Here is a 19,604-nt window from a genome sequence, read left to right on the forward strand (position 1 = left end):
GCTACTTGTCTTTGCCGTGAGCTTCCTTGGCCTCGTCGACCGAAGCGTAGATCCCGAAGACCTTGGTCAGACCGGTGATCCGGAAGATCTTGAGAATGCGCTCCTGCGTGCAGACCAGCTCCAGGGAGCCGTCGTGCGCGCGAACCCGCTTGAGCCCCCCGACCAGGACCCCGAGGCCCGTGGAGTCGAGGAAGTCGACCTTCTCCATGTTCACAAGAAGGTGGAAGTTGCCCTTGTTGACCAGGTCGATGAGAAGCTCACGCAATCTCGGCGCCGTGTAGACATCGATCTCACCCTCGACCTCCACGATGGTGAGTCGATCTTCGGTGCGGTGATCCAACTTCAGATCCACAGATCCTCCAGCGCCTCGCCTGCGAAAGTACTCTTGCGGGCCTGGCAGTCTGGAGCGTGGCCCCAGACTGTCCGACCCCGACGCGCGGCATTCAACCACGCGCCTGGCTTGTGTCTATACGAAATCACGATTCCCGGCGACTCTGCCCACCGATGCGAGACTGGAAACAGTGACTTCCTCCGGATCCTCCCCACAACAGGCAGGTCCACTCCTCCAGCACCTGCTCGGCGTTCCCGCACGTCACGAGCGTGTCACCCATGTGGAGCATGTTCCAGCACGTCAGGCGGGTCAAGTCCAATGGCCTGATTGGACGCCTGAAGTACTTGTTACGCGCTTGGCGAACCGCGGGGTGACAGGACTCTGGCCTCACCAGCACGAAGCGGCCGACCTGGCATTCCGTGGCCGAAACGTGATCATCTCCACGGGCACGGCGTCGGGGAAATCCCTGGCGTACCTCACTCCGGCGGTCGCCTCGTGCCTCGACGGCGGCACCGTCCTGTACCTGGCGCCGACCAAGGCCCTGGCCGCCGACCAGCTCCGCGGCCTGCGCGAACTGCGCATCACCCAGGTGCGAGCGGCCTGCTTCGACGGCGACACGCCGTTCGAGGAACGCACCTGGGTACGCCAGCACGCCAACTACGTCCTAACAAATCCCGACATGCTCCACCGCAGCATCCTGCCCCGCCACGCGCAGTGGTCGTCGTTCCTCCGCCGGCTGCGCATGGTGGTCGTGGACGAGTGCCACGGCTACCGCGGCGTCTTCGGCTCGCACGTGGCCCAGATCCTGCGCCGCCTGCGCCGCGCCTGCGCCCGCTACAACTCCCGCCCCACGTTCCTGCTCGCCTCCGCGACGGCGAGCGAGCCCGGGGCGTTCGCGATGAGGCTGACGGGGCTTGAGATGGACGAGGTGACGGTGGACGCCTCACCCAAGGGGTCAACCACCATCGCGCTGTGGGAGCCGCCTCTGACGGAACTACGGGGCGAGGGAGGGGCTCCTGTACGGCGGACGGCCACGGCCGAGGCGGCCGACCTCCTGGCGGACCTCGTCCTCGCCGACGTACGCACGCTCGCCTTCATCCGCTCCCGCCGAGGAGCCGAAACAGTCGCCCTGTCCGCCCGCGCCAAACTAGCCGACGTAGCCTTCTCCATCTCCCCGCCCTTCCCCACCCCAACCCCCACCACCCCCCACACCCCGCCAGCTCCCCTCCCAACCCCCACAAACGCCCCAGCCGCGCACGCAGCCGACCACCCCACCGACTCCCCTCTCCGGCAAGGACACCAAGCACAGCAGGGGCAGCAAGACCCCATTGCCCCGCAAAGCCCCCTGACCTGGGCAATCCCCGACGCTCCACACCACGGCTCCAACCTCGACTCCTCCGACCTGGCCGACCTCCCCAACAAGATCGCCGCCTACCGAGCCGGCTACCTCGCCGAAGACCGCCGCCTCCTGGAGAAGGCCCTGCGCGCGGGCACCATCATGGGCCTGGCCACCACGAACGCCCTCGAACTCGGCGTAGACGTCTCAGGTCTCGACGCCGTCCTGATCGCAGGCTGGCCGGGCACCCGGGCCTCCCTCTGGCAGCAGGCGGGCCGAGCGGGCCGCGACGGGCAGGACGCCCTCGCCGTGCTGATCGCCAGGGACGACCCGCTGGACACCTACCTGGTGCACCACCCCCAGGCGCTGTTCGGCCAGCCCGTGGAGGCGATCGTCCTCGATCCGGGCAATCCGTACGTCCTGGGCCCGCATCTCTGCGCCGCCGCCGCCGAGATCCCGCTGACCGAGGACGACCTGCCGATCTTCGGCCCGACCACGTCCGACGTGCTCGAGGACCTGGTAGCGCAGAACCTGCTCAGGAAGCGTCCGGCGGGCTGGTTCTGGACCAGGCGCGAGCGCGCCACCGACCTCGCCGACATCCGCGGCGGCGGGGGCGCCCCCATCCAGGTCGTGGAGTCGTCCACAGGCCGTCTCCTGGGCAGTGTGGACGAGCCTTCGGCGCACACGACGGTCCACACCGGCGCGATCTACCTCCACCAGGGCGAAACGTTCCTGGTGGAGCTCCTGGACCTGGAGGCCGGCGTGGCTCTGGTCTCCAGCGCGAATCCCGACTACACGACGTTCGCCCGCGACATCACCGACATCTCCATCCTCGCCACAGAACGCTCCACCGCTCTCGGCTCCGGCACCCTGCACTTCGGCGAGGTCGAGGTGACCCGCCAAGTGGTCTCCTACCTCAAACGACGCCTCCAGTCGGGCGAGATGCTCGGCGACGAGCCTCTGGACCTGCCGCCGCGCACCCTCCGCACCCGAGCGGTCTGGTGGACACTCCCCGCCTCCGCGGTGACCCCACTCGCCGAAGCCGGCATCGACCTCGGCGGCGCGGCCCACGCGGCCGAACACGCCTCCATCGGCCTGCTCCCGCTCTTCGCCACCTGCGACCGCTGGGACATCGGCGGCGTCTCCACCGAACTGCACGCCGACACCGGCCTGCTCACCGTCTTCGTGTACGACGGCCACGAGGGCGGCGCCGGCTTCGCCGAACGCGGCTACGCCCGCGCCACGGACTGGCTGACGGCCACGCGCGAGGCGATCCTGTCCTGCGAGTGCGAACGGGGCTGCCCGTCCTGCATCCAGTCCCCGAAGTGCGGCAACGGCAACGAACCCCTGCACAAGCGCGGCGCCGTCCGCCTCCTCGACACCCTCCTCACCCCTCGATGAACCACAAACCGCGACGACTCACCCCGACAAGGAATGCCGGGCGAAGCACACCAACACGAACAGATCGCTTTCCGAGTCCCCGACAACCGCCACCTGCCGGATCTCGGGAGACTTCAGAGCGAACGAGGAAGGAAGCCCCGAAGGCCCCTCAAATCTGACCAACACCTCCACAATCCGGCAAACCCGCTAACTCTCGCCCCCTATATGCCGACGTCCCACGGCACTCCGCGACCCGTCCTTATCGTCACCTTCAACCGCTTCATCATCGGCAGCCCAGAAATCAGCCGCCCCTGGCTGCGGACGCTCCCAGAACCCGCTGTCCTCCATGGACCTGGGCGCGGGCGGCAGGTAGTCGTCCCACCGCTCCTCAAGACGCGCGGGAAGCGCCGCCGCAGCCGGCTCGGACACCTCCGTCGCCGCCGACCGAGGAAGCGCGAGCCGCACCGCCACCCCCTGCGCCTCCTGCCCTCCCCGCACCTCGTCCCGCGCCCGTACGTGCTCAACGTCCTTCGTCCGTACGTGCTCCACATCGACGTGCACCGAGAACGCCCCGGCCACATACGGCGACGGAGCCGCAGCCCGCGCCGACGGCCCGGGCAGGTAGAACCCCGAGTCAGCAAGATGCGCCGACCGCCGAGCACCATCCGACGGCGCCCCCGCAACCCGCGCCCGCCCCGCCCCCTCACCGAACGACGACCGCACTGACTCTTCGCCATACGACGACCGCCCCAGCCCCTCGTCGTACGACGACCCCACCGACTCTTCGCCATACGACGGCTGCTCGGCACCCGACGACAGACGCTGCCTCCGAGCGCTGTACGGCGGCTCACCAACAGTCCTCGCCGCCCGCCCAGTCGGCCCGGAAGGCGCCTCACCAGCCGCCTCCCGCTCCCGCCCACGAGCATCGGACGGCAACCGACCAACGGCTCCCTGCTCCTGCCCACGAGCATCAGACGACAGCCGACCAGCCGTCTCCTCCCGATGTCCCCGCGCCTCCAACGACAACCGCCGAACCGTCTCCCCCTGATGCCCTCGAACCTCCGGCGGCACCCGATCAGCCGTCCCCTGCCGATGCCCGCGATCACCGGACGACAGCCGATCCTCCGCCCTCTCCTGCCTACGAGCGTCGGCCGACAAACGACCAGTCGTTTCCCCCTCCTGCCGACGAGCCTTGGAGGACGGACGATCGACCGATTCCCCCTCGTGCCCTCCGCCCTCCAAGGGGGACCCATCGGCGTCATCCAGTTGACGCTCATGCATCTCCCACGGCAACTCACCGGCCACCGCCTGCTGCCGTCCCAGAACGTTCTGCGGCGATTCCATGCCCGACGCCGACGACGGAGACTCCTTCACGCCGAGGCCGACGCCCAGGTCCGGGTCCGGGTCCAGGTCCAGGTCCGGTCGCGCGGTTCGGGCCGGCGCCGCCTCGGGAACGCGCGTCCTGGCCACCGCCAGAATGACGGCGGGCCTGCGCCGCACCGACGCCGCCGGTGATGGACCGCCATCCGCCTGAACGCTCTCCGCACCGGTGACGACCTTGGCGGTCGGCGGCACCACACCGGTCGGCGCGCTCGTCTGGACAGCGCCCGCAGGTGGACGAGTAGAACCGCCTCCTTCGGTGGCGAGCGCGCGCCGCCGCGCCCACGCACCCGCATGGGCGCCGAGCAGAAGCAGAACGATTCCTCCCGCCACGTACAGTCCGTACTGCCCGATGTTCCCGATCGGCGACTCGCTCGACTGGGCCTTCACTCCGTCGCTCTGCACCGGAGCCGATTCATCGCCACCCTTCGCGTCCGCCGGAACCAGTCCACCGTTCTCGCCCTGCTGGTCTGCGTCGGGGATCGGCAGGTTCCCGCTCGGATCGGCATCGGGGATACCAGGGAGCTTCGTCGTCGCCGGCTTACGGGTCGTCGGCTTGGCCGACGGAACGGCTTGCCTCCTGGCGGGCAGAGTGGGCAGCGCTTCGACACCCCTGGAGTCTCGGCTCCTCGTCGTCTGCCGCCCGTCGGTCGTCGTCTTCTTCTTCGTCGGCTGGGCGGACGGTGCGGCGGGGAAGGCGATGTACGCCGCCGCCGAGTCGTCCGAGGCGATCGACCCGCCGTCGCCGTCCCCTCGGAAGGCCTTCACCGTGAAGCCCACCCGCTGCCCCGCCGCCTTGGGCGGCACGGCGAGCACCGCCTTGCACGAGGAGCCGGAGCACGCGCTGTCGGCAGGCAGTCTCCCGACGACGCCGGACTGCGTGTTGGAGACCTCGTAGGACTGGAGGTCGGGCTCGGATCCCTTGCTCCAGGTCACGACGACCTTCTCGGCCCCCTGCTTGCTCGCCTGCACGTTCCCCGGCGCCTCCGCGGGCCGGCGCAGCTTGAACGTGCTGCTCGCGTACCTGGTCCCGGTGATCTCTCCCTTGAGGATCACGGTGAACGAGCCGTTGGGGGCATCGCCGGCCTCGAACGTCCCGGAGATCGTCTGGTTGGCTCCGCCGGAGGCGACCTTCTGACTGGGCGTGGAGGGCCCTTCCACGTACAGCCCTACGGTCAACTGCATCAGCCCAGTACGCGCGGAAACAGTGACGGAAGAGCTGGAAACCACCTGACCGTCAGACGGCGAGGTGATCTGCCCCGCAGAGTCAGCCCGCGAGGTGGAGTCAGCCCGCCGGGTCGAGTCAGTCTGCTGGGTCGAGCCAGCCTGCCAGGTCGAGCTGGCCAGGCCGGAAGGACCGGCTCTCCACGCTGACTGAGCCCAACCGGCGGTCGCACCATGCCCCGTATAACCCGTTTGTCCTGTCGCAACGGCCGCATGGGCGGGTCCGCAAAAGGCGAGGAATCCAGCCGCAATCGTCCCCGCGGCCACCATTCTGCCGACTACCGTCACGACGCTTCCCTCCAACGAGAGCCTCGCGCCGCCTGAGCACCCTCGGGGCGTTCACGCGACGACCGGAAGTGCAGTGTGCGCCGGCCGATACGGTCACCGACCGTCCCTCGACCCGCACCTTAGCGACTGCGTTCCTGCTCTCCCAGACTCCCTGTCACATACGGCATGGACCGAGGGTAAGCGGAACCTTACGGGACATAATCAACTCTTGGACACCACGTCCAAGAAGTCGTGACTCGATTGCGACCTAGCCCCGCAAGCCCCAACCGTCACAAAGCACGGGTCGGGTTTCTGGGCATGCAACCCGCCACGACCCGGCCGGCTGTCTGCGCCCGACCCGACCTGACCCGACAGCACACGACCCGACCCAACTGCGCACGGCCCGACCCGTCGGTGCACGGCCCAACCCGACCTGCCAGGCGGAGGCGTAGGGCTCGCCAGCGTCGTCGTAGCCGCTCGGCCAGGTGCCCGAGAGGCCGGGCGGTGTACGCCGTGCCGGGTGAGGAGCAGATCAGGTGCGGCCGGCCAGGGCAAGGCTGTGACGGAGGTAATCCACGCCCTCTTCGCAGGTCATGTCATTTACGTGATAGCGGGCCACGATGCGCTGAGCGAGGGCGGCCAGGACGCCGAGCTTGATCATGCGGCGCGGTGTGGGCCAGCCGATTGCGGCGCAGCGTGGGCCGGACGCTTGCGGCGCAGCGTGGGCCGACCGATTGGCGGTGTGGGCCGGCCCGTTGATCAGCCACTGGGTGGCGCCGCAATCAACATCTCCTCTGCGGATCACCCGGCACGTCCATAACCGCACAGGGCACCTGGCCGCCCAAGCAGTCATGTCCTCGCAGATCCGGCGCCGAGCGCAATCACGCACATCGTGTCGTGGTGCGAGGGTCCGCGGCTTCGTATCGGGCATGTTCTGGCCGATGAGCACTCGCCGTCAGGGGTGCTCAGCTTGTACGTGAACGGTGAGGGTTTGCCCAGGGGTGGGGCCTGCAGGGCCGGCACGGGATCTGCCCGTCAGGGTGCGGGTGCCTAATAACGGGAGCGAGATCGGGAGCGTGGTCCAGACGTCGGCGAAGTCGTCGTTGACCACGCATCGCGTCAGCTCGACGTCGTTCTGGGCGGCCACCGCGGAAGCTCTGTCGCAGGCGCCCTCTGGATCGGTCAACGCCAGCTTGGCGGCTGCCAGGGCGCTGAGGTCGGCAGCGCCGTTGACGTGATGGCGGGCGACGCGTACGGAACCCACGGTCGCGAACGCCGTGGCGATCGCCATCAGCAGGCCCATGAGCGCCACGCCCCAGAGGGTGGCCGAGCCTCGTTCGTGCTGCATGCTGGGACAGCTCCTGTCTGTCGAGGATGGACGTTGAGGTCTACCGGTCGGGAGCATCGCCCTTGTCGGGCCAGGGTTCGGTCCTCGCAGTGGCCGTGGCCGAGACGTTGACCGCCGGGAGGGACTGCGCCCAGGAGGGGTGTACATCCACGGTGATCTGCACTTTCGTGAACTCTGTGTCGCGGGTGATGACCACTTGCGCCTTCGGGCTCGTGACTGCTCGGGCGTAGTCGTGGACCTGGTCCAGCGGCTCGCCCCTGGCTGCGGCTCGGGCGGCGGCGCGGGCCGCGTCCACGCATTCGAGTTGGACGCTGACCGTCTGAATGGCCCAGAGAGCGGCCGCCAGGACGACCATGAGCGCGGGCAGCATCGCGGCGGTCTCGGCCGTGACCGAACCGCGCGATGCCGTCCGCTTGGCGCTCATGGAGGTCCCCGTGTGGCGGGGTGTCATTCCTTGGTGGTGTTGAGTGCTCGATTGATGAGGGCTGTCAGCATTTCCTGCACTTCGGGGCTACTCACGACTTTGAAGAGGAGAGCGGCGAAAGCGCAGGCTGCGATGGTTCCGACCGCGTACTCGGCTGTGGACATGCCGCGCTCTCGATTGACGGTCGCGTAATGGACCCACTTGCTGAAACGCGGCCATGTGATTCGGGCGGACCGGGGCCGGCTGGGCACGGGGCTGTGGGTTGAGGCTGACGTGGGCACAGGGACTGACGCTGACGCTTGGATGGGAGCTTGCGTGGACGCTCGATTCGACGCGCGAGCGAACGCCCGAGTCGGCGCTGCCGCTGTCGCTTGAGCTGACGGTGAGCTGGCGGCTTGTACTGGCGTTGAAGTCGACGCTTGAGCGGACGCCCGAGTCGATGCCTTGGCTGACGCATGAGTTGAGGCTTGGGCTGACGTTGGGGTGAGGGCTTGGGCCGAGGCTCGAGTTGAGGCCGGGGCTTGCTGTCGGGCTGAAGCGGACCTGCGTGTTTGGGATCGCCTGTGCGTTTGGGCTGAGGGTCGCGCTTGCGCTGAGGTTTGGACGGGGGCGGCTTGTGGAGCTGTGTGGGGTTTGTGGGCCTTGGTGATGAGGCTGGGTGTTTGGGGGCGTGTCGCTGTGGGCTTCGAGTTGGGGCGCGAGGACGGGGTGGCTGTCGGGCTGCGGATGAAGTGGCCGCGTGGATGAGCGGGCTTGGTCAGGTAGGCGTGGTCTGGCGTGGCTTCGATGTTGTCTGGCGTGGTGGCGGGACTCTGCATCTTGCCTCCAGGTGTTGAGGGCCGGTGGATTGCCCGGCGGGAGTCCAAGGGTCGCTGAAGCGGGGGTGGCGCTGAGCAGCCGAACGGCGTTCTGGGGAGAACGATCGCTTATCCACAATCAGGGGGTTGATCTGGGGTTTTACGGCTATGCTGCCCCGTGTTTGCCCGGTTGGCCCGTGACTGGCCCGTCGTTTCCGTTTTCGCAGGTCAGGGCGTTGTCGGTGATCGTTTCGGCAGAGAGAGCCGCCTCTATCCGGGCGTTGGCCGCCTCTTCACCACCCCGGATCCAGTGGGCGTAGGTGGTGAGCAGGGTACGGATGGAGTGGCCCAGCCGCCGCGCGATCTCGGCTGTATCTACGCCCGCCGCGATCAGCATGCTGGCGTTGGCGTGCCGCAGGTCATAGGGCCGTCTGGCGACGTCGGAGGCATGCTCTGACGGGTCGAGAGCGGCTTTGCGGGCACGTCGCCACACCGACCGATACACCTGACCGGGCACCTTGCCCTGGTCGGGGCCGTCATAGAACAGCCGCCCGTCCGGGGCCGGGGGGTAGGTCAGCAGGTGCAGGCGCAGAACGACCACCAGTTCCGGGGGGATCGGGACCGGGCGGACGGTCTTGTTGCTGCGGTGTTTGAGCCCACGCGTGTCGTGGCGTTCGCCGTCGTCGGTCCACAGTTCGCCGACATCGGGGCAGGCCCCCTCCAGGGTGATGCTGCCCCAGCCACCGCCCATGGGCAGGTGGCACTGTGCGACCTTCAGATCCAGCCCCTCCGATGGGCGAACCCCGGCGAAGAACATCAGGCAGAACAGGGCGAACAGATGCGGTCCCCGGTCACGGTGTTGGCCGTGACCGCGTAGTTCGCGCACCGCCCACAGCAGCCGTCGCGCTTGCGCCAGGGTCGGCACGGTGACCGGGGAGACCGCGTCATCGAGGTGACGCCGCCGGGTCTTCATCGCGGGCAGCGGGTTGATGCCGATCAGCTTGGCCGACAGGGCGCGATCCAGGCACTTGTACAGGATCGCCCGGCGGGTGCGCGCGGTAGTGGCTGCCGCCTGCTTGCCGTTCTGGAGTTTCTTGATCGCTGCCAGCAGGGTACGCAGGTGTTCCTGATCGGCTAATTCAGCGACCGGCCGTGAGTGGTTGCCGAGCCAGGCCAGTGCTGCGGCGACGTCGTCGGGCACGGTTTCGGAGGCGATCCGGCCGGGCCGGTAGGCCCATTGCTTGAGGGCTTTGCGCAGGGTCGCGTCCGGGGGCCGAGTGCGCCGGGCTGTGATGGAGTCTTGCAACATGGCCATGGTGATCTCGGCCAGGGAATCGGCCAGCCGCTTACGGCTGTTGGCAGCAGAACCGTCCCATTCGGCCGATGCCACGTCGCAGGAGTGGTCGAACCAGGTGCGTTGCTGGCGGGTCCAGGAGACCGGTTGCCCGGTGCGCAGGTCCCACTCCTCCCCTACGGTCTCGGCCGCCCGGGTGAGCTGCGACTGGAATTTCTGGGCTAGTACTTTGGTGAGGAAGGACAGAGAATAGGGGTTCGCGTTGATTCTCCACCGTAATTCCCACGGCTTCTTACGCCCCTCACGCTTGCGGATCTTCCAGAATTGAATGTCGATCGCCGTCATGCTAACCGCCTCCTGTTTCCGTTTTTTGACCCTCTAACCATTTTAACCAATCATCGTGCTTTATCCGCCTTTCTCCATTAGGGATCCGATATGTTTCCGGACCGCGTCCGGTGGCCAGCCATCGATAGAACGTCGAGCGGGGAACCCGCAGGATACGACGGGCATCAGCGATCGTCAGGAACGTTTCTTGACTCATTCTCATTCACCTTTCTCCCAGCGGCCACGGGCCAGCTACGGGCCAGTTGCAGGCCAGAACAGGCCCGCCTTATCAGTCACTTCCGAAGTTCGTTGAAGGGAATTGCGTCTTTTGCATTCGGGGAATGTCGTATCGCCGGAGATTACGCAGTCGGTAAGACTCCTTTCCCATTCTGGGGCGGGCCCACCCACCCACCCAAGGTGGTGGTTGAGCACCGCACGCGCAGCGAAGGCAGGCATCAGGGAACAAGACCCAGCCCCAATAGCAGCAACCCGAACCATTGAAGGGTGCTTCGCGCGTTTTGCCTGGTCGCAGGCTCGCCGATTCGGCCGGCGGGTCCGCCCGCGACCTTCAGGCGGTCAGCCCGAGGCGTTGCGCCTCGCGGGCTTGGCGATGTTCACGGCCGAGCACTTCGGCCCAGACCCGATCGCCCAGGTTGCGGTACCCGACCCCGGCGATCCGCCACTCACCGACGATGACCCGTTCCGCCCCGTCGTCCTGCTGCGCCCACGGGTCGTGCTCACGCGTCCTGTTGGCCTGACGCCAGGCCCGCCGAGCCTGCCGCAGCGCGGTGAACGTGGTGGAGTAGCGGCGGCTCTTGGACGTGACGTGCCCTCGGAAGCCCAGCGTGTGCACGTGCCGCCCCAGCCGCAGGGATCGGCAGGTGGCCAGCCGCGCCAGCCTGCGCACCGTGTCCGTCAGCGCCGCCACGTGCTCCGGCACCGTCCCTATCTCGCCCGCCTCACCGGCGGGGGGACGTGAGGCGGGCAGACCACTCACACTGTCGGACACGGTCTTGGTCGCGTACTTGGCCAGGTACCCCGCCACCCGCGCGCCGTTCACCTCATCGGCCTGCACGGGCCGGATGTCCAGTTGCCTGCCCCACCGCGCCACCGCCGCCGTGTGCCCATCGACCACGGGCAGCTCCACACTCACCCGACCGGCCGCCCGCCCGAGGGCCGCTGTCAGCAGTTCCACTCCCGCCCACGCCGGGGCAGCCGTCACCGCGTCGGGATCGTCGGGGTTCACCCCATCCAGCCGGGCCAGCACATGAAGATGCACCACGCCCCGCTTCTGGAATTCGGCCACCTTGACATAGCTCAGCCGCAGCAGTTCCCGGATCTGGCGCACCCCCACCGGCCGCCCGCCGACAGCAGGCGCGAGCGCGGCCAGCGCCCGGTAGACGTAGATGACCGTGCGCCGCCATAGCTCTCCGACGCTCGCGTTGAACAGCACCATCCCCGCCAGGTCCGCGCAGTCCACACACAGCGGAGCGCCGACCAGCCCATCCCGAGCATCGTGCCGGGCCGGGCACCACAACGGCTTACCGTGCTCGCACACTCTCCTGGCACGCTTGCCGTCCCCAGTCGTCCGACGCGGCATCCGGCACACCCCACCGTCCCGCGCCGCGTGCACCCGGCCGAAGCTCGGCGCGGTGAACGTGGCCAGCACCAGCGGATTCGCTACCCTCTGCGCAGGCCCGCCGTGCTGATCTACCCTGTTCACCCTGACACCAGCGGCGAACACGTGCCAGGCATCGGCACGGTAGCGCGCCGCGCACGGCGGGCACACGCTTTCGCGCCGATCCTTGCACGCCACCAGCAACACCCCGCCCGGCTCACCCGCGCTGGAATAGGCCGCCTCTACCTCACCGGTCTGCGTGTTGACCGTCGCCGCCGATCCGGCCAGTTGGATCGGCCGCACGCAGTGCCCGGCCCGTTCCACCTGCCCGGCCCATCGGCGGTAGGCGTCTTCATCGGCGACCCGGGCGATCATCTGCCCGAGCACCGTCTGTGTCCGCACGTGTGTCTGTAACGTCGTACTCATCTGACAAGCTCCTGTCCCGCAGACGCCAAAGGGCGGGTCCCCACCGGCCCGCCCCTCGTTGGCTGCGTCGCGTCCCCGATCCGTGCCGGAACCTCACCGATCGCCCCGGCCTCGGGTGGCTACTTCGCTGCGGCCTCGCCCGCCGTCAGCGGATGCCACCGCTCCCGCACCACGCGCGCGAACGCGTCGAGGTCTTCCGGCCCCTCCAGGAAGGACGCGCCCAGCCCGCCGTCCCTCCACGGCGCGTGCGCGAACGTCTTCAAGGTGTGCTCCAGTTCCGCCCGCCCGGCTTTAAACAGCCACGCCACGAAGCGCTCAGCGGCATATTCGTCGCTGATCTCCACCGGCGTGGTTTCCCGGCCTGTGATCGTCCAGACCTTCACTGTGCGTCCTCTCCCTCGTGTCTCGGCACCGGTCCGCTCCCGCTCCCATCACGCGGGATCATCCCGGCCTTACATGCACCCTTCGCCACAGTGGTAAGGGCTTGTCAGATACCGGTTATACGCACCAAGCACCCGATTGGTTCGATCTCTCCGCGACATTTCCGCAGGTAATTGCCGTTTCCGGAAAGCCGCCCGGTCGGTGATGACCTTCCGGGCAGCTCACCGGCTTTCTACGCGGCCCCGCAGCCGCTAGGGCACGAGCACACTCGTCAGCGGACGCGAGCGCACGTCACGGGCACGAAACCCCGCGTGACGCTCTGCCCGAGCCAGTTGCGGGTGGCCGGGATGATCACCTGGAACCAATCGTGGCCGGTACGACCGCACTTGTCGGCGTAACCGTTCGCGCCGCCGCCCCGCAAAACCCCGCACGAGGTCAGCGTGCTCCCGGTGTCGCGGACCCGGAGAACGTCCCCGTTGGTGAACGCGAACTCCCGCACGGCGACCCGGACGCCGGTGATGACGATCTTCCGGCACGCCGACGCCCGCGCCTTCCCGGTCGCGCTGGTCGCGCTGGTCGTGCTCGCGCTAGCCGTGCTGCCCGTCGCGCTGGTCGTGGTACTGGTCGTGCTGGTGGCGTTCGCCGAGGAGGAGGTGAGGGGGCTCACGGCCACCAGCGCGGCGATGACGGATGCGGCGAACAGCGTGGACGTCTTGAACATGGTGATTCCTCTCTATGCGGGGACTGATCCCCTGTTGTTGGATGTGAACTTGCGTGTTTTCCCAGGTGAGCGAAGCCGGCAGACCCGCCTTCACTCCCAGGCGGCGGCGGTGCGCAGCTCAGCCGCGTACGCCGCCAGGTCCGACAGTTGCGCGTCGGACAGGTGGAACCCTTTGACGCGGACCGGGCCGGAGCGCCCGGCCAGCAGGTAGCCGACCCCGGCCGCCTCCAGCGGAATGGTTGAGGCGTCGATGCCGCGTGCGGCCCAGCCGGAGCCCAGCACCGTGTCCGAAGCCTCTTTGGTGGTGCAGCGCAGCGCCCACCGGATATCGAACAGATCCCGGATGTAGGTCGGCACCACGTCGCTGCCGGGTTTCTGCGTCGCCGCGATCACCCGCACCGCCGCCGCGCGGCCCCGCGCGCCGAGATCATGCAGCGGCACCAGGAACGCTTCCCGCTTCTTCTTGTCCGGGTGGAGCGTGAACGCCGACAGCTCATCGATCACCACGGCCAGCAGACCGAAGCCCATTCCGCGCGTGATCTTCCGGGCACCGGCCGAGCTGAGGTAGGCGTAGCGCTCGTCCATCCGCTTGCGCGCCCACTCCAGACCTTCGGTCGCGCTGTCGATGTCGCAGCGCACCCCGCCATGGGCCACCTTCTCCCACGCGGCCAGCTCCACCCCGCCCTTGCCGTCGATGAACAGCCCTTGCGTGTTGGGGTCGAGCATCAGGCCCGCCGTCAGCGTGTGCAGCGCCACGGACTTACCCGCATCGGGGGCACCTCCGAGGAGCACATGCACGCTCACCGCTGCGCCCCCCGCCCGATCTCCGGCGTACTGGCGTTGCCCAGCAGCGCGACCGTCACCAGCTCGCCCGTCTCGCCGAGCCCCACCGGCACCGGATCCCAGGCACTGGCCACCCACCCCTCATCCGGAGCCGGTGCCCAGGGCCAGGTGAGCACCCCGAAGCCGTCGAGGGGATCACGGCGGATCACCTCTACCTCCGCGAACCGGGCGTTGTCCTCATCGGCCTCCACCTCCACCCGGGAGGCTTCCAGCGACGAGGCCAGCCACGGCCCGCGATCGGCCACATCCACCGCAGCGCCGCCCTTGGGCAGCCGCACCCGCAGCCGTTCCCCAGCCGGAGTCCGCACCGCCACCACGATCCGGGGCACCCGATCGTTGTGCGTGGCCAAGCCCGCGAACCGGCACGCGGCATCCCAGCGCCGGATCACCCGCGCCCGCCACAACAGACCGGCCAGCCAGCTCCGCACGTCGGGCACGCTCAGCAGAGATCCCAGACTGACCGCGATCATCACCGCGAACAGCCAGTCCCCGACCAGCCAGCTACCGCCCACCGCAGCGAGCACGGCTAGCGTCAGCGCCAGCTCACGCCGCCACAGCCACGCCGGACGCAGCAGGTAGACCGTCAGCCGGGACCCCGGCGTGGACTGTGCCCGGATCGGGACTGCCGGGGTCTCCAGCGCAGGGGGCAGGCCGGAGGGACGCCCCGGAACCTGCGGCCCGAACATGGCGCTCATGACGGGCCTCCGCGCTCTGGTGTCGGTGGCCAGTGCGTCAGCGACGGCACCCCGGCCGCCCCGGCAGGGTCGCCCAGGTCCACCGGCATCGCGCCGGACAGCTCCGCCGTACCGGCCCGCCGCAGCCACCCCGGCTCACCCGCCGCGATCTCCGCGCAGCCGTCCACCTCACCGGCGAACGCCTCAGCCGCCTGTGCCAGCGTCGCGGCGAACCAGCGCGCCACCCCCGGCGACAGATGATCCACCCGGACCACCACGAGCTGTCCCGTGAAGCTGGTGAAGCTCAGCAGCGGCCACCCGTGCGGCACCCGCCACAGATGGACCCGGGTACCGGCCGGACCGATGACCAGATCCATCAGCCCTCGCCCTCACCCGGACGAGCCGTCGAGTGCCGAGCCGACCCAGCCCCGGCCGCCCCACTACCGGCCGCCCCGTGCGGGTTACGCCCCCCCGGAGCACCGGCCGCAGCACCGGCCGCGTGCATCGGCACCACCGCCGCAGCCGTCCACCACCGGACATCGCCGTCCTTGGCCATGCCGTAGGCGAGCCCTTCCACCCGCACCGGCATGCCCGGCGTCAGGTGGTGCTGTTCACCCGGCATGTTGAACTTGATCGTGGTGGAGTCGGTGCCGTCCATCGCCAGCAGCTTCACCACCATGACCGGCTGACCGTCCTCGGTCACCTTCACCTTCTTCGTGGCGAAGTCCTTCGCCGCCATCGGCGGGGACGTCACCGTGAAGGCGAGCTGACTCGTGTCGATCGGGAACCGCATCTGTGCCTCCCATCCCGGGGGCCCCTATGACCCCCACTCTGGAAAGCAGTACTCGAATATGTGTTCGAATAGTTCAGCGCGATACCGGTACGGCATGAGCCACGCCTAGAAACTCCACGCCTGCTATAAGCCCTTTTGCTCGCCGCAACCGGACGACTACTATCCGTAGACGGGCGGTTTGGAGGCTGAGGGGGTTCCGCTCCGCCCGAGCGCTGGCCCGGCCCGATCCCGAGGTCGGGCGAGCGCGCCCCCCTCAGCCCGCCCAGCCCGCCCAGGCCCGACGCGGTGCTGTGTGATGAGTTTCCCTACTAGATCAAGCGCCCGGCCGAGCCGGGCCACCCCCGCGGGAACGATCTTGATATGAGTGATCACGGGGACGCAGCCCGCCACCCACCCCCCACACCCGCCCGCGTCACCGCCCCCATCCTCAAGAAGGGGGACAGCGGACTTACACACTCCAGAACCCAGGCGATCGGCAGACCCGGCACTCCACTCCCGGCCACGCCCACGGGGAGGGGTCGTGCCCCTCCCCGGTCCCCTCCCCAAGGGGGAGGGCGCTGCCCTCCCCTTGCCCCCTCCCTTGGCGCATCGCTGCGCTCGCGCCCCGGCCGCATTGCTCCGCTCGCGGCCAACAACCAAACCCCGCGCGGCCATGCGGGATCGTCGAGAGCACTCACCGTCACCCCGGTACCGCGCCCAGGCGACCCGGGGGTATCGGGACGCGCCGGCGGACCGGACACGGGACTGCGCGCGGCGCTAGCGCGCCGTGCTCGCCCGCGCCGTCCGACGGCACGCCCTCACCCCCGGCCGCCGAACCGCCCCGCACCCACCGACGCCCAGACCCCCTGCGGAGGCGCTTAGCCCGCTGCGGACCGTCCCGCCCCGCCCGCGAACCATGCCTGGCGTGGTGTGCGCCCGTGCTGGGATTGCGCACCATCCGCGCGCACGAACCTGACTTGCCCGTGAGGGGGTGTACCGGGCTGGGGTCGAGCGAAGGCGATCGGCGTCGTTCACACCGGACCGGATCTGGACCGGGACTGCGTCCCTTTAACCAGACCCACGAGCGCCCGGCGCTCACCGACACCGACCGCTGACCTCGCTCGACCACACGTAAACCCCGGTGACAGTCCATCCCCCGGCCACCTGTTCCCGGCTCGCACTCCAGGCGGACACTCCGCCCACGTCATAAGAGCGGCCCCCGTCCGGGATGATGGACGGGGGCCGTTGACTGCTAAATCGTTCAGTGGTCGTTAGTCGCCACCTCTGACAATTCTTCGGCGCTCTCTTCGGTCTCCTCCACCTCCGTCAACTCCTCCGGCTCAGCAACGACTTCAGTCAGCCTCGCGCTCATTCCCTTCCCCTTCCATATCCTTGCCCTTCCTTTGACGGACTGCGTTCCACGGCCCACCCCTGCGGATGGGGCCAGATTCGACCAACGGCGCATCACGCAGGAAGTTCTCTCCACGCCCCTAGTTCCGCATGACGACCCCCCGGCGTAATTGCTGCGGGGTCTTCTGCGGGGCAGACGCCGGAAGCCTGCTCTCACGGCTCTTCCCGGCAAACTCCCGCATAGCCTCCCCCACGCTCCCGATGTCGATCTCCTCACCGTCGATCGTCAGGCTGTAGAACTCCCGCCTCAGCCCGTTGACCGGAAGATAGAGCGTGTACCTGAGAACCCTTGATCCCTTCACCAGCGTCATCGAATACACGCGGCCCCGAATCGCCCACTCAGGCTCAACTCCAGTGACACGTAAGGCCATAACTCCTATGGCCTGAATCTGGTGAGGCAGAACCACTCGCCCACGCTCCTTTTGCGATCCGGCTAAACGTGCGACCCCCCACCAGCGGGTAAGGCCGCCATCTAGCATTGGCACGGATGCTCCGTAACTCGCGCAGCACCTCACCCTCCAAAACGAAACACAGCTTCCCCGACCTCTTGCACCGCGCACGGTTACCTGACTTACCCACGAAGGACTCCTCTCGTGAACTTCGCCCACTTCATGAAGCGGCCCCCGCCCAGGGACCCAGACGGGGGCCGCCAACCCCCGGTCGCGGGCCAGCCGTCACCAGCGAGCGGCGACGGTCAACCAGGGGGAATCGACCGGCCCCACGGACGCGCGCGGGAGAGAGAAGCACGCGCCCTTTCAGCCGATCACCAAGGACACACGAGCATGCACACAGGGCCCACGGCCTACGTCGCCTCGGGCTGCTCCGAACTGGAGGGCTGACCGCCGCCCGTCTCCGGCCCACCTGTCCACTCCACGCCCAGACCCGCGAAAGCCTCACTCCGCGCAGCACCCTCGAACCGCTTCCACACCTTCATCGGGACCTCGAACACCTTCGGACGCCACCCCACCGGAGTCACCACCAGCCGCGCATCCGAAGGCACCTCCCACCGCTCATCGAGCGTGCACCTCACCCACCCCCGCCGCTCCGGCAGCCGCTGCGGCACGTACCGGCCACCGCAGACGGCATCCACAAAGCCCGCCCACACCTCCAGTCGCACACTCACCAGCACATCCAGGCCATACCGGATCTGCACGAACGGGCCGCACGCATCCCGCCGCACCAGCACATACCCCGGATCCTCACTCACCTCCGCACCTCCGCCGGTCCTTGCACAACGACGCGATCCGCCGCCCCGCCGTCTCCACCGCCGACCCCGGACAAGCCGTGTAACGCAACCGGCCCCCAGGACCCGACGCGTCCACACCCCACCGAAAACGCCACCCGCTGCCGCTCCACTCACACCACACCGCCAGCCCGACCGACCACACCCCGACCAGCGCTATCCCCTCGCACTCCGACACCTGAGAGGCGATACCACGCCGCCCCAGCTCCGCCGACAACGCCCGCGCCAGCTCACCAGCCGGACTCGCCACCAGCGCCCGCGCCATCACGCCCGCCGCCCCACGCCGCCCAGCACATCCACCAGCTCGGCGTCCCTGCACGCAAACTCCGGATGCATCTCCGGCCGCCACAACGGCACCCGCACCAAACCCGGCTCCACCAGATCCGTCCCAGCCACCCCGAAGAACCGCGCGATCTCCTCAGGCGTACGCAGCGCCACCGGCGCGGACGCCCCCTCATACCCGCCCACCGCCGCACGAGTACCCGCCGTCTCCAGCACATGCGACACCACCAGATAACTCCCCGGCACCGTCGCACCCATCAGCGTCGCCACGATCCCGTACGGATCATCCGCCGCCGTCACGAAATGCAGGCTCGCCACCAGCAGCACCGCCACCGGCTCACGCCAATCCAGCAGACCCGCCGCGCCCGCCAAAATCTCTTCCGGACGCCGCATGTCCTCACACACCACAACCGTCCGTGCATCCGTCGCCAGCAGCGCCCGCGCATGCGTCAGCACCACAGGGTCATAGTCCACGTACACCGTGAGCGCATCCGGCGCTTCCCGCTGCGCCACCTCATGCACGTTGCTCTCACCCGGAAACCCCGACCCGATATCCAGGAACTGCCGGATACCCGCCCCAGCCAGGAACCGCACCACACGACACAGAAACGCCCGATTCTCCAGCGCGCACAGCTTCGCAGCCGGATTCGACCGCAACACCCCCTGAACCGCCGCCCGATCACACGCGTAGTTGTCCTTACCCCCCAGCAACACGTCATACATCCGCGCCACATTCGGCACCGCCGGAACCACGGCCGGAGGCTGCACCTTCGCGCGATGCCCCAGCAGATCCGCATCCAACCCCGTACGGCTGTCTTTGCCGTACTTCCCCGCTCCGTCTCTCGCCTTATGCTGTGCCATGGGTCAGGACCTCATTCCTGATCAAGGCCCCGGGACTACCCCGGTGTTCGTGCACCGGGGCCGGGGCCGTTTCAGCTCCTGGCAGATCACCCGTGGATGCCGTCACGTGTTGGTGTGATGGTTCTCACTGGGGCTGCCATGCTCTCGCTTCAGTTTTCGCGAGACCAGCGGGGGTATTCCTCAGAGGAAAAGAACTCTGTGAAGCCAATACCTCTCCGCTATACGCTCAGCTAGTGGAAGTCCGGACTCTCCCCGACGCGCTCAAGGC

20 protein-coding genes are annotated in these 19,604 nt (G+C 68.5%); 2 read left to right on the plus strand and 18 right to left on the minus strand.

Annotated elements, in window-relative coordinates; translation table 11 throughout:
* Position 1 precedes the first annotated feature (1 nt).
* Positions 2–352: an STAS domain-containing protein gene (locus AB0C27_RS06360; protein ID WP_043629845.1), complete on the minus strand. Its 351-nt coding sequence runs from the start codon at positions 350–352 to the stop codon at positions 2–4.
* A gap of 409 nt (positions 353–761) precedes the next feature.
* On the opposite strand from AB0C27_RS06360, the gene AB0C27_RS06365 reads away from it, so the two are divergent.
* Positions 762–3,068, plus strand: a complete 2,307-nt coding sequence (locus tag AB0C27_RS06365) for a DEAD/DEAH box helicase (RefSeq protein ID WP_357838733.1) — start codon at positions 762–764, stop codon at positions 3,066–3,068.
* A 186-nt stretch (positions 3,069–3,254) separates the two neighbouring features.
* On the opposite strand, the gene AB0C27_RS06370 is transcribed toward AB0C27_RS06365, so the two are convergent.
* The 5 genes from AB0C27_RS06370 to AB0C27_RS06390 form a co-directional block, all read right to left on the minus strand.
* On the minus strand, positions 3,255–5,612 hold the full coding sequence (locus AB0C27_RS06370; RefSeq protein WP_357838736.1) for a hypothetical protein: 2,358 nt from the start codon (positions 5,610–5,612) through the stop codon (positions 3,255–3,257).
* 838 nt (positions 5,613–6,450) lie between these two features.
* Positions 6,451–6,579 (minus strand): hypothetical protein, encoded by a 129-nt coding sequence (locus tag AB0C27_RS06375; RefSeq protein ID WP_357838739.1) that lies wholly within the window; start codon positions 6,577–6,579, stop codon positions 6,451–6,453.
* 294 nt (positions 6,580–6,873) lie between these two features.
* Positions 6,874–7,266, minus strand: coding sequence for an Rv3654c family TadE-like protein (locus AB0C27_RS06380; protein WP_357838742.1), 393 nt, complete (start codon positions 7,264–7,266; stop codon positions 6,874–6,876).
* A 40-nt stretch (positions 7,267–7,306) separates the two neighbouring features.
* Complete coding sequence (locus AB0C27_RS06385; RefSeq protein ID WP_357838745.1) at positions 7,307–7,690, minus strand: TadE family type IV pilus minor pilin; 384 nt, start codon at positions 7,688–7,690, stop codon at positions 7,307–7,309.
* Between the two features lie 23 nt (positions 7,691–7,713).
* Positions 7,714–7,971 carry a DUF4244 domain-containing protein gene (locus tag AB0C27_RS06390; RefSeq protein WP_357838748.1) on the minus strand — a complete coding sequence of 86 codons (258 nt, stop codon included), beginning with the start codon at positions 7,969–7,971 and terminating at the stop codon, positions 7,714–7,716.
* Between AB0C27_RS06390 and AB0C27_RS06395 the strand changes: the two genes are divergently transcribed.
* Entirely contained in the window at positions 7,953–8,177 is a 225-nt protein-coding gene (locus AB0C27_RS06395; protein ID WP_357840714.1) for a hypothetical protein, read from the plus strand. The genes AB0C27_RS06390 and AB0C27_RS06395 overlap by 19 nt on opposite strands.
* A gap of 476 nt (positions 8,178–8,653) precedes the next feature.
* Here AB0C27_RS06395 and AB0C27_RS06400 read toward each other — a convergent pair whose 3' ends face one another.
* From AB0C27_RS06400 to AB0C27_RS06455, 12 genes are all read right to left on the minus strand, one after another.
* On the minus strand, positions 8,654–10,126 hold the full coding sequence (locus AB0C27_RS06400) for a tyrosine-type recombinase/integrase (RefSeq protein ID WP_357838750.1): 1,473 nt from the start codon (positions 10,124–10,126) through the stop codon (positions 8,654–8,656).
* A gap of 1 nt (position 10,127) precedes the next feature.
* Positions 10,128–10,328 carry a helix-turn-helix domain-containing protein gene (locus tag AB0C27_RS06405; RefSeq protein WP_357838753.1) on the minus strand — a complete coding sequence of 67 codons (201 nt, stop codon included), beginning with the start codon at positions 10,326–10,328 and terminating at the stop codon, positions 10,128–10,130.
* 345 nt (positions 10,329–10,673) lie between these two features.
* Positions 10,674–12,149 carry a replication initiator gene (locus tag AB0C27_RS06410; RefSeq protein WP_357838756.1) on the minus strand — a complete coding sequence of 492 codons (1,476 nt, stop codon included), beginning with the start codon at positions 12,147–12,149 and terminating at the stop codon, positions 10,674–10,676.
* Positions 12,150–12,268: 119 nt separating this feature from the next.
* Complete coding sequence (locus tag AB0C27_RS06415) at positions 12,269–12,532, minus strand: hypothetical protein (protein WP_357838759.1); 264 nt, start codon at positions 12,530–12,532, stop codon at positions 12,269–12,271.
* 269 nt (positions 12,533–12,801) lie between these two features.
* Positions 12,802–13,251, minus strand: a complete 450-nt coding sequence (locus AB0C27_RS06420) for a hypothetical protein (RefSeq protein WP_357838762.1) — start codon at positions 13,249–13,251, stop codon at positions 12,802–12,804.
* Between the two features lie 90 nt (positions 13,252–13,341).
* On the minus strand, positions 13,342–14,055 hold the full coding sequence (locus tag AB0C27_RS06425) for an FtsK/SpoIIIE domain-containing protein (RefSeq protein WP_357838765.1): 714 nt from the start codon (positions 14,053–14,055) through the stop codon (positions 13,342–13,344).
* Entirely contained in the window at positions 14,052–14,789 is a 738-nt protein-coding gene (locus tag AB0C27_RS06430; protein WP_357838768.1) for a hypothetical protein, read from the minus strand. Before AB0C27_RS06430 ends, AB0C27_RS06425 begins: the two co-directional genes overlap by 4 nt.
* Positions 14,786–15,145 carry a hypothetical protein gene (locus tag AB0C27_RS06435; RefSeq protein ID WP_357838771.1) on the minus strand — a complete coding sequence of 120 codons (360 nt, stop codon included), beginning with the start codon at positions 15,143–15,145 and terminating at the stop codon, positions 14,786–14,788. The genes AB0C27_RS06430 and AB0C27_RS06435 overlap by 4 nt, the downstream gene beginning before the upstream one ends.
* Positions 15,145–15,561, minus strand: coding sequence for a hypothetical protein (locus tag AB0C27_RS06440; protein ID WP_357838774.1), 417 nt, complete (start codon positions 15,559–15,561; stop codon positions 15,145–15,147). The genes AB0C27_RS06435 and AB0C27_RS06440 overlap by 1 nt, the downstream gene beginning before the upstream one ends.
* A gap of 1,469 nt (positions 15,562–17,030) precedes the next feature.
* Positions 17,031–17,357 carry a hypothetical protein gene (locus AB0C27_RS06445; protein ID WP_357838777.1) on the minus strand — a complete coding sequence of 109 codons (327 nt, stop codon included), beginning with the start codon at positions 17,355–17,357 and terminating at the stop codon, positions 17,031–17,033.
* A gap of 395 nt (positions 17,358–17,752) precedes the next feature.
* On the minus strand, positions 17,753–18,157 hold the full coding sequence (locus tag AB0C27_RS06450; protein ID WP_357838780.1) for a hypothetical protein: 405 nt from the start codon (positions 18,155–18,157) through the stop codon (positions 17,753–17,755).
* Positions 18,158–18,457: 300 nt separating this feature from the next.
* Positions 18,458–19,336 carry an SAM-dependent methyltransferase gene (locus AB0C27_RS06455; RefSeq protein ID WP_357838783.1) on the minus strand — a complete coding sequence of 293 codons (879 nt, stop codon included), beginning with the start codon at positions 19,334–19,336 and terminating at the stop codon, positions 18,458–18,460.
* Positions 19,337–19,604 lie beyond the last annotated feature (268 nt).

It is taken from the genome of Nonomuraea sp. NPDC048882 (assembly GCF_040649755.1).
Taxonomy (GTDB): Bacteria; Actinomycetota; Actinomycetes; order Streptosporangiales; family Streptosporangiaceae; genus Nonomuraea; species Nonomuraea maheshkhaliensis.

Coding starts and splice junctions, on each gene's coding strand:
- AB0C27_RS06370 (WP_357838736.1), bottom strand. CDS start 5,612: ATGCAGTTGACCGTAGGGCTGTACGTGGAAGGGCCCTCCACGCCCAGT.
- AB0C27_RS06375 (WP_357838739.1), bottom strand. CDS start 6,579: ATGATCAAGCTCGGCGTCCTGGCCGCCCTCGCTCAGCGCATCGTGGCC.
- AB0C27_RS06380 (WP_357838742.1), bottom strand. CDS start 7,266: ATGCAGCACGAACGAGGCTCGGCCACCCTCTGGGGCGTGGCGCTCATG.
- AB0C27_RS06385 (WP_357838745.1), bottom strand. CDS start 7,690: ATGAGCGCCAAGCGGACGGCATCGCGCGGTTCGGTCACGGCCGAGACC.
- AB0C27_RS06400 (WP_357838750.1), bottom strand. CDS start 10,126: ATGACGGCGATCGACATTCAATTCTGGAAGATCCGCAAGCGTGAGGGG.
- AB0C27_RS06405 (WP_357838753.1), bottom strand. CDS start 10,328: ATGAGAATGAGTCAAGAAACGTTCCTGACGATCGCTGATGCCCGTCGT.
- AB0C27_RS06410 (WP_357838756.1), bottom strand. CDS start 12,149: ATGAGTACGACGTTACAGACACACGTGCGGACACAGACGGTGCTCGGG.
- AB0C27_RS06420 (WP_357838762.1), bottom strand. CDS start 13,251: ATGTTCAAGACGTCCACGCTGTTCGCCGCATCCGTCATCGCCGCGCTG.
- AB0C27_RS06430 (WP_357838768.1), bottom strand. CDS start 14,789: ATGAGCGCCATGTTCGGGCCGCAGGTTCCGGGGCGTCCCTCCGGCCTG.
- AB0C27_RS06435 (WP_357838771.1), bottom strand. CDS start 15,145: ATGGATCTGGTCATCGGTCCGGCCGGTACCCGGGTCCATCTGTGGCGG.
- AB0C27_RS06440 (WP_357838774.1), bottom strand. CDS start 15,561: ATGCGGTTCCCGATCGACACGAGTCAGCTCGCCTTCACGGTGACGTCC.
- AB0C27_RS06455 (WP_357838783.1), bottom strand. CDS start 19,336: ATGGCACAGCATAAGGCGAGAGACGGAGCGGGGAAGTACGGCAAAGAC.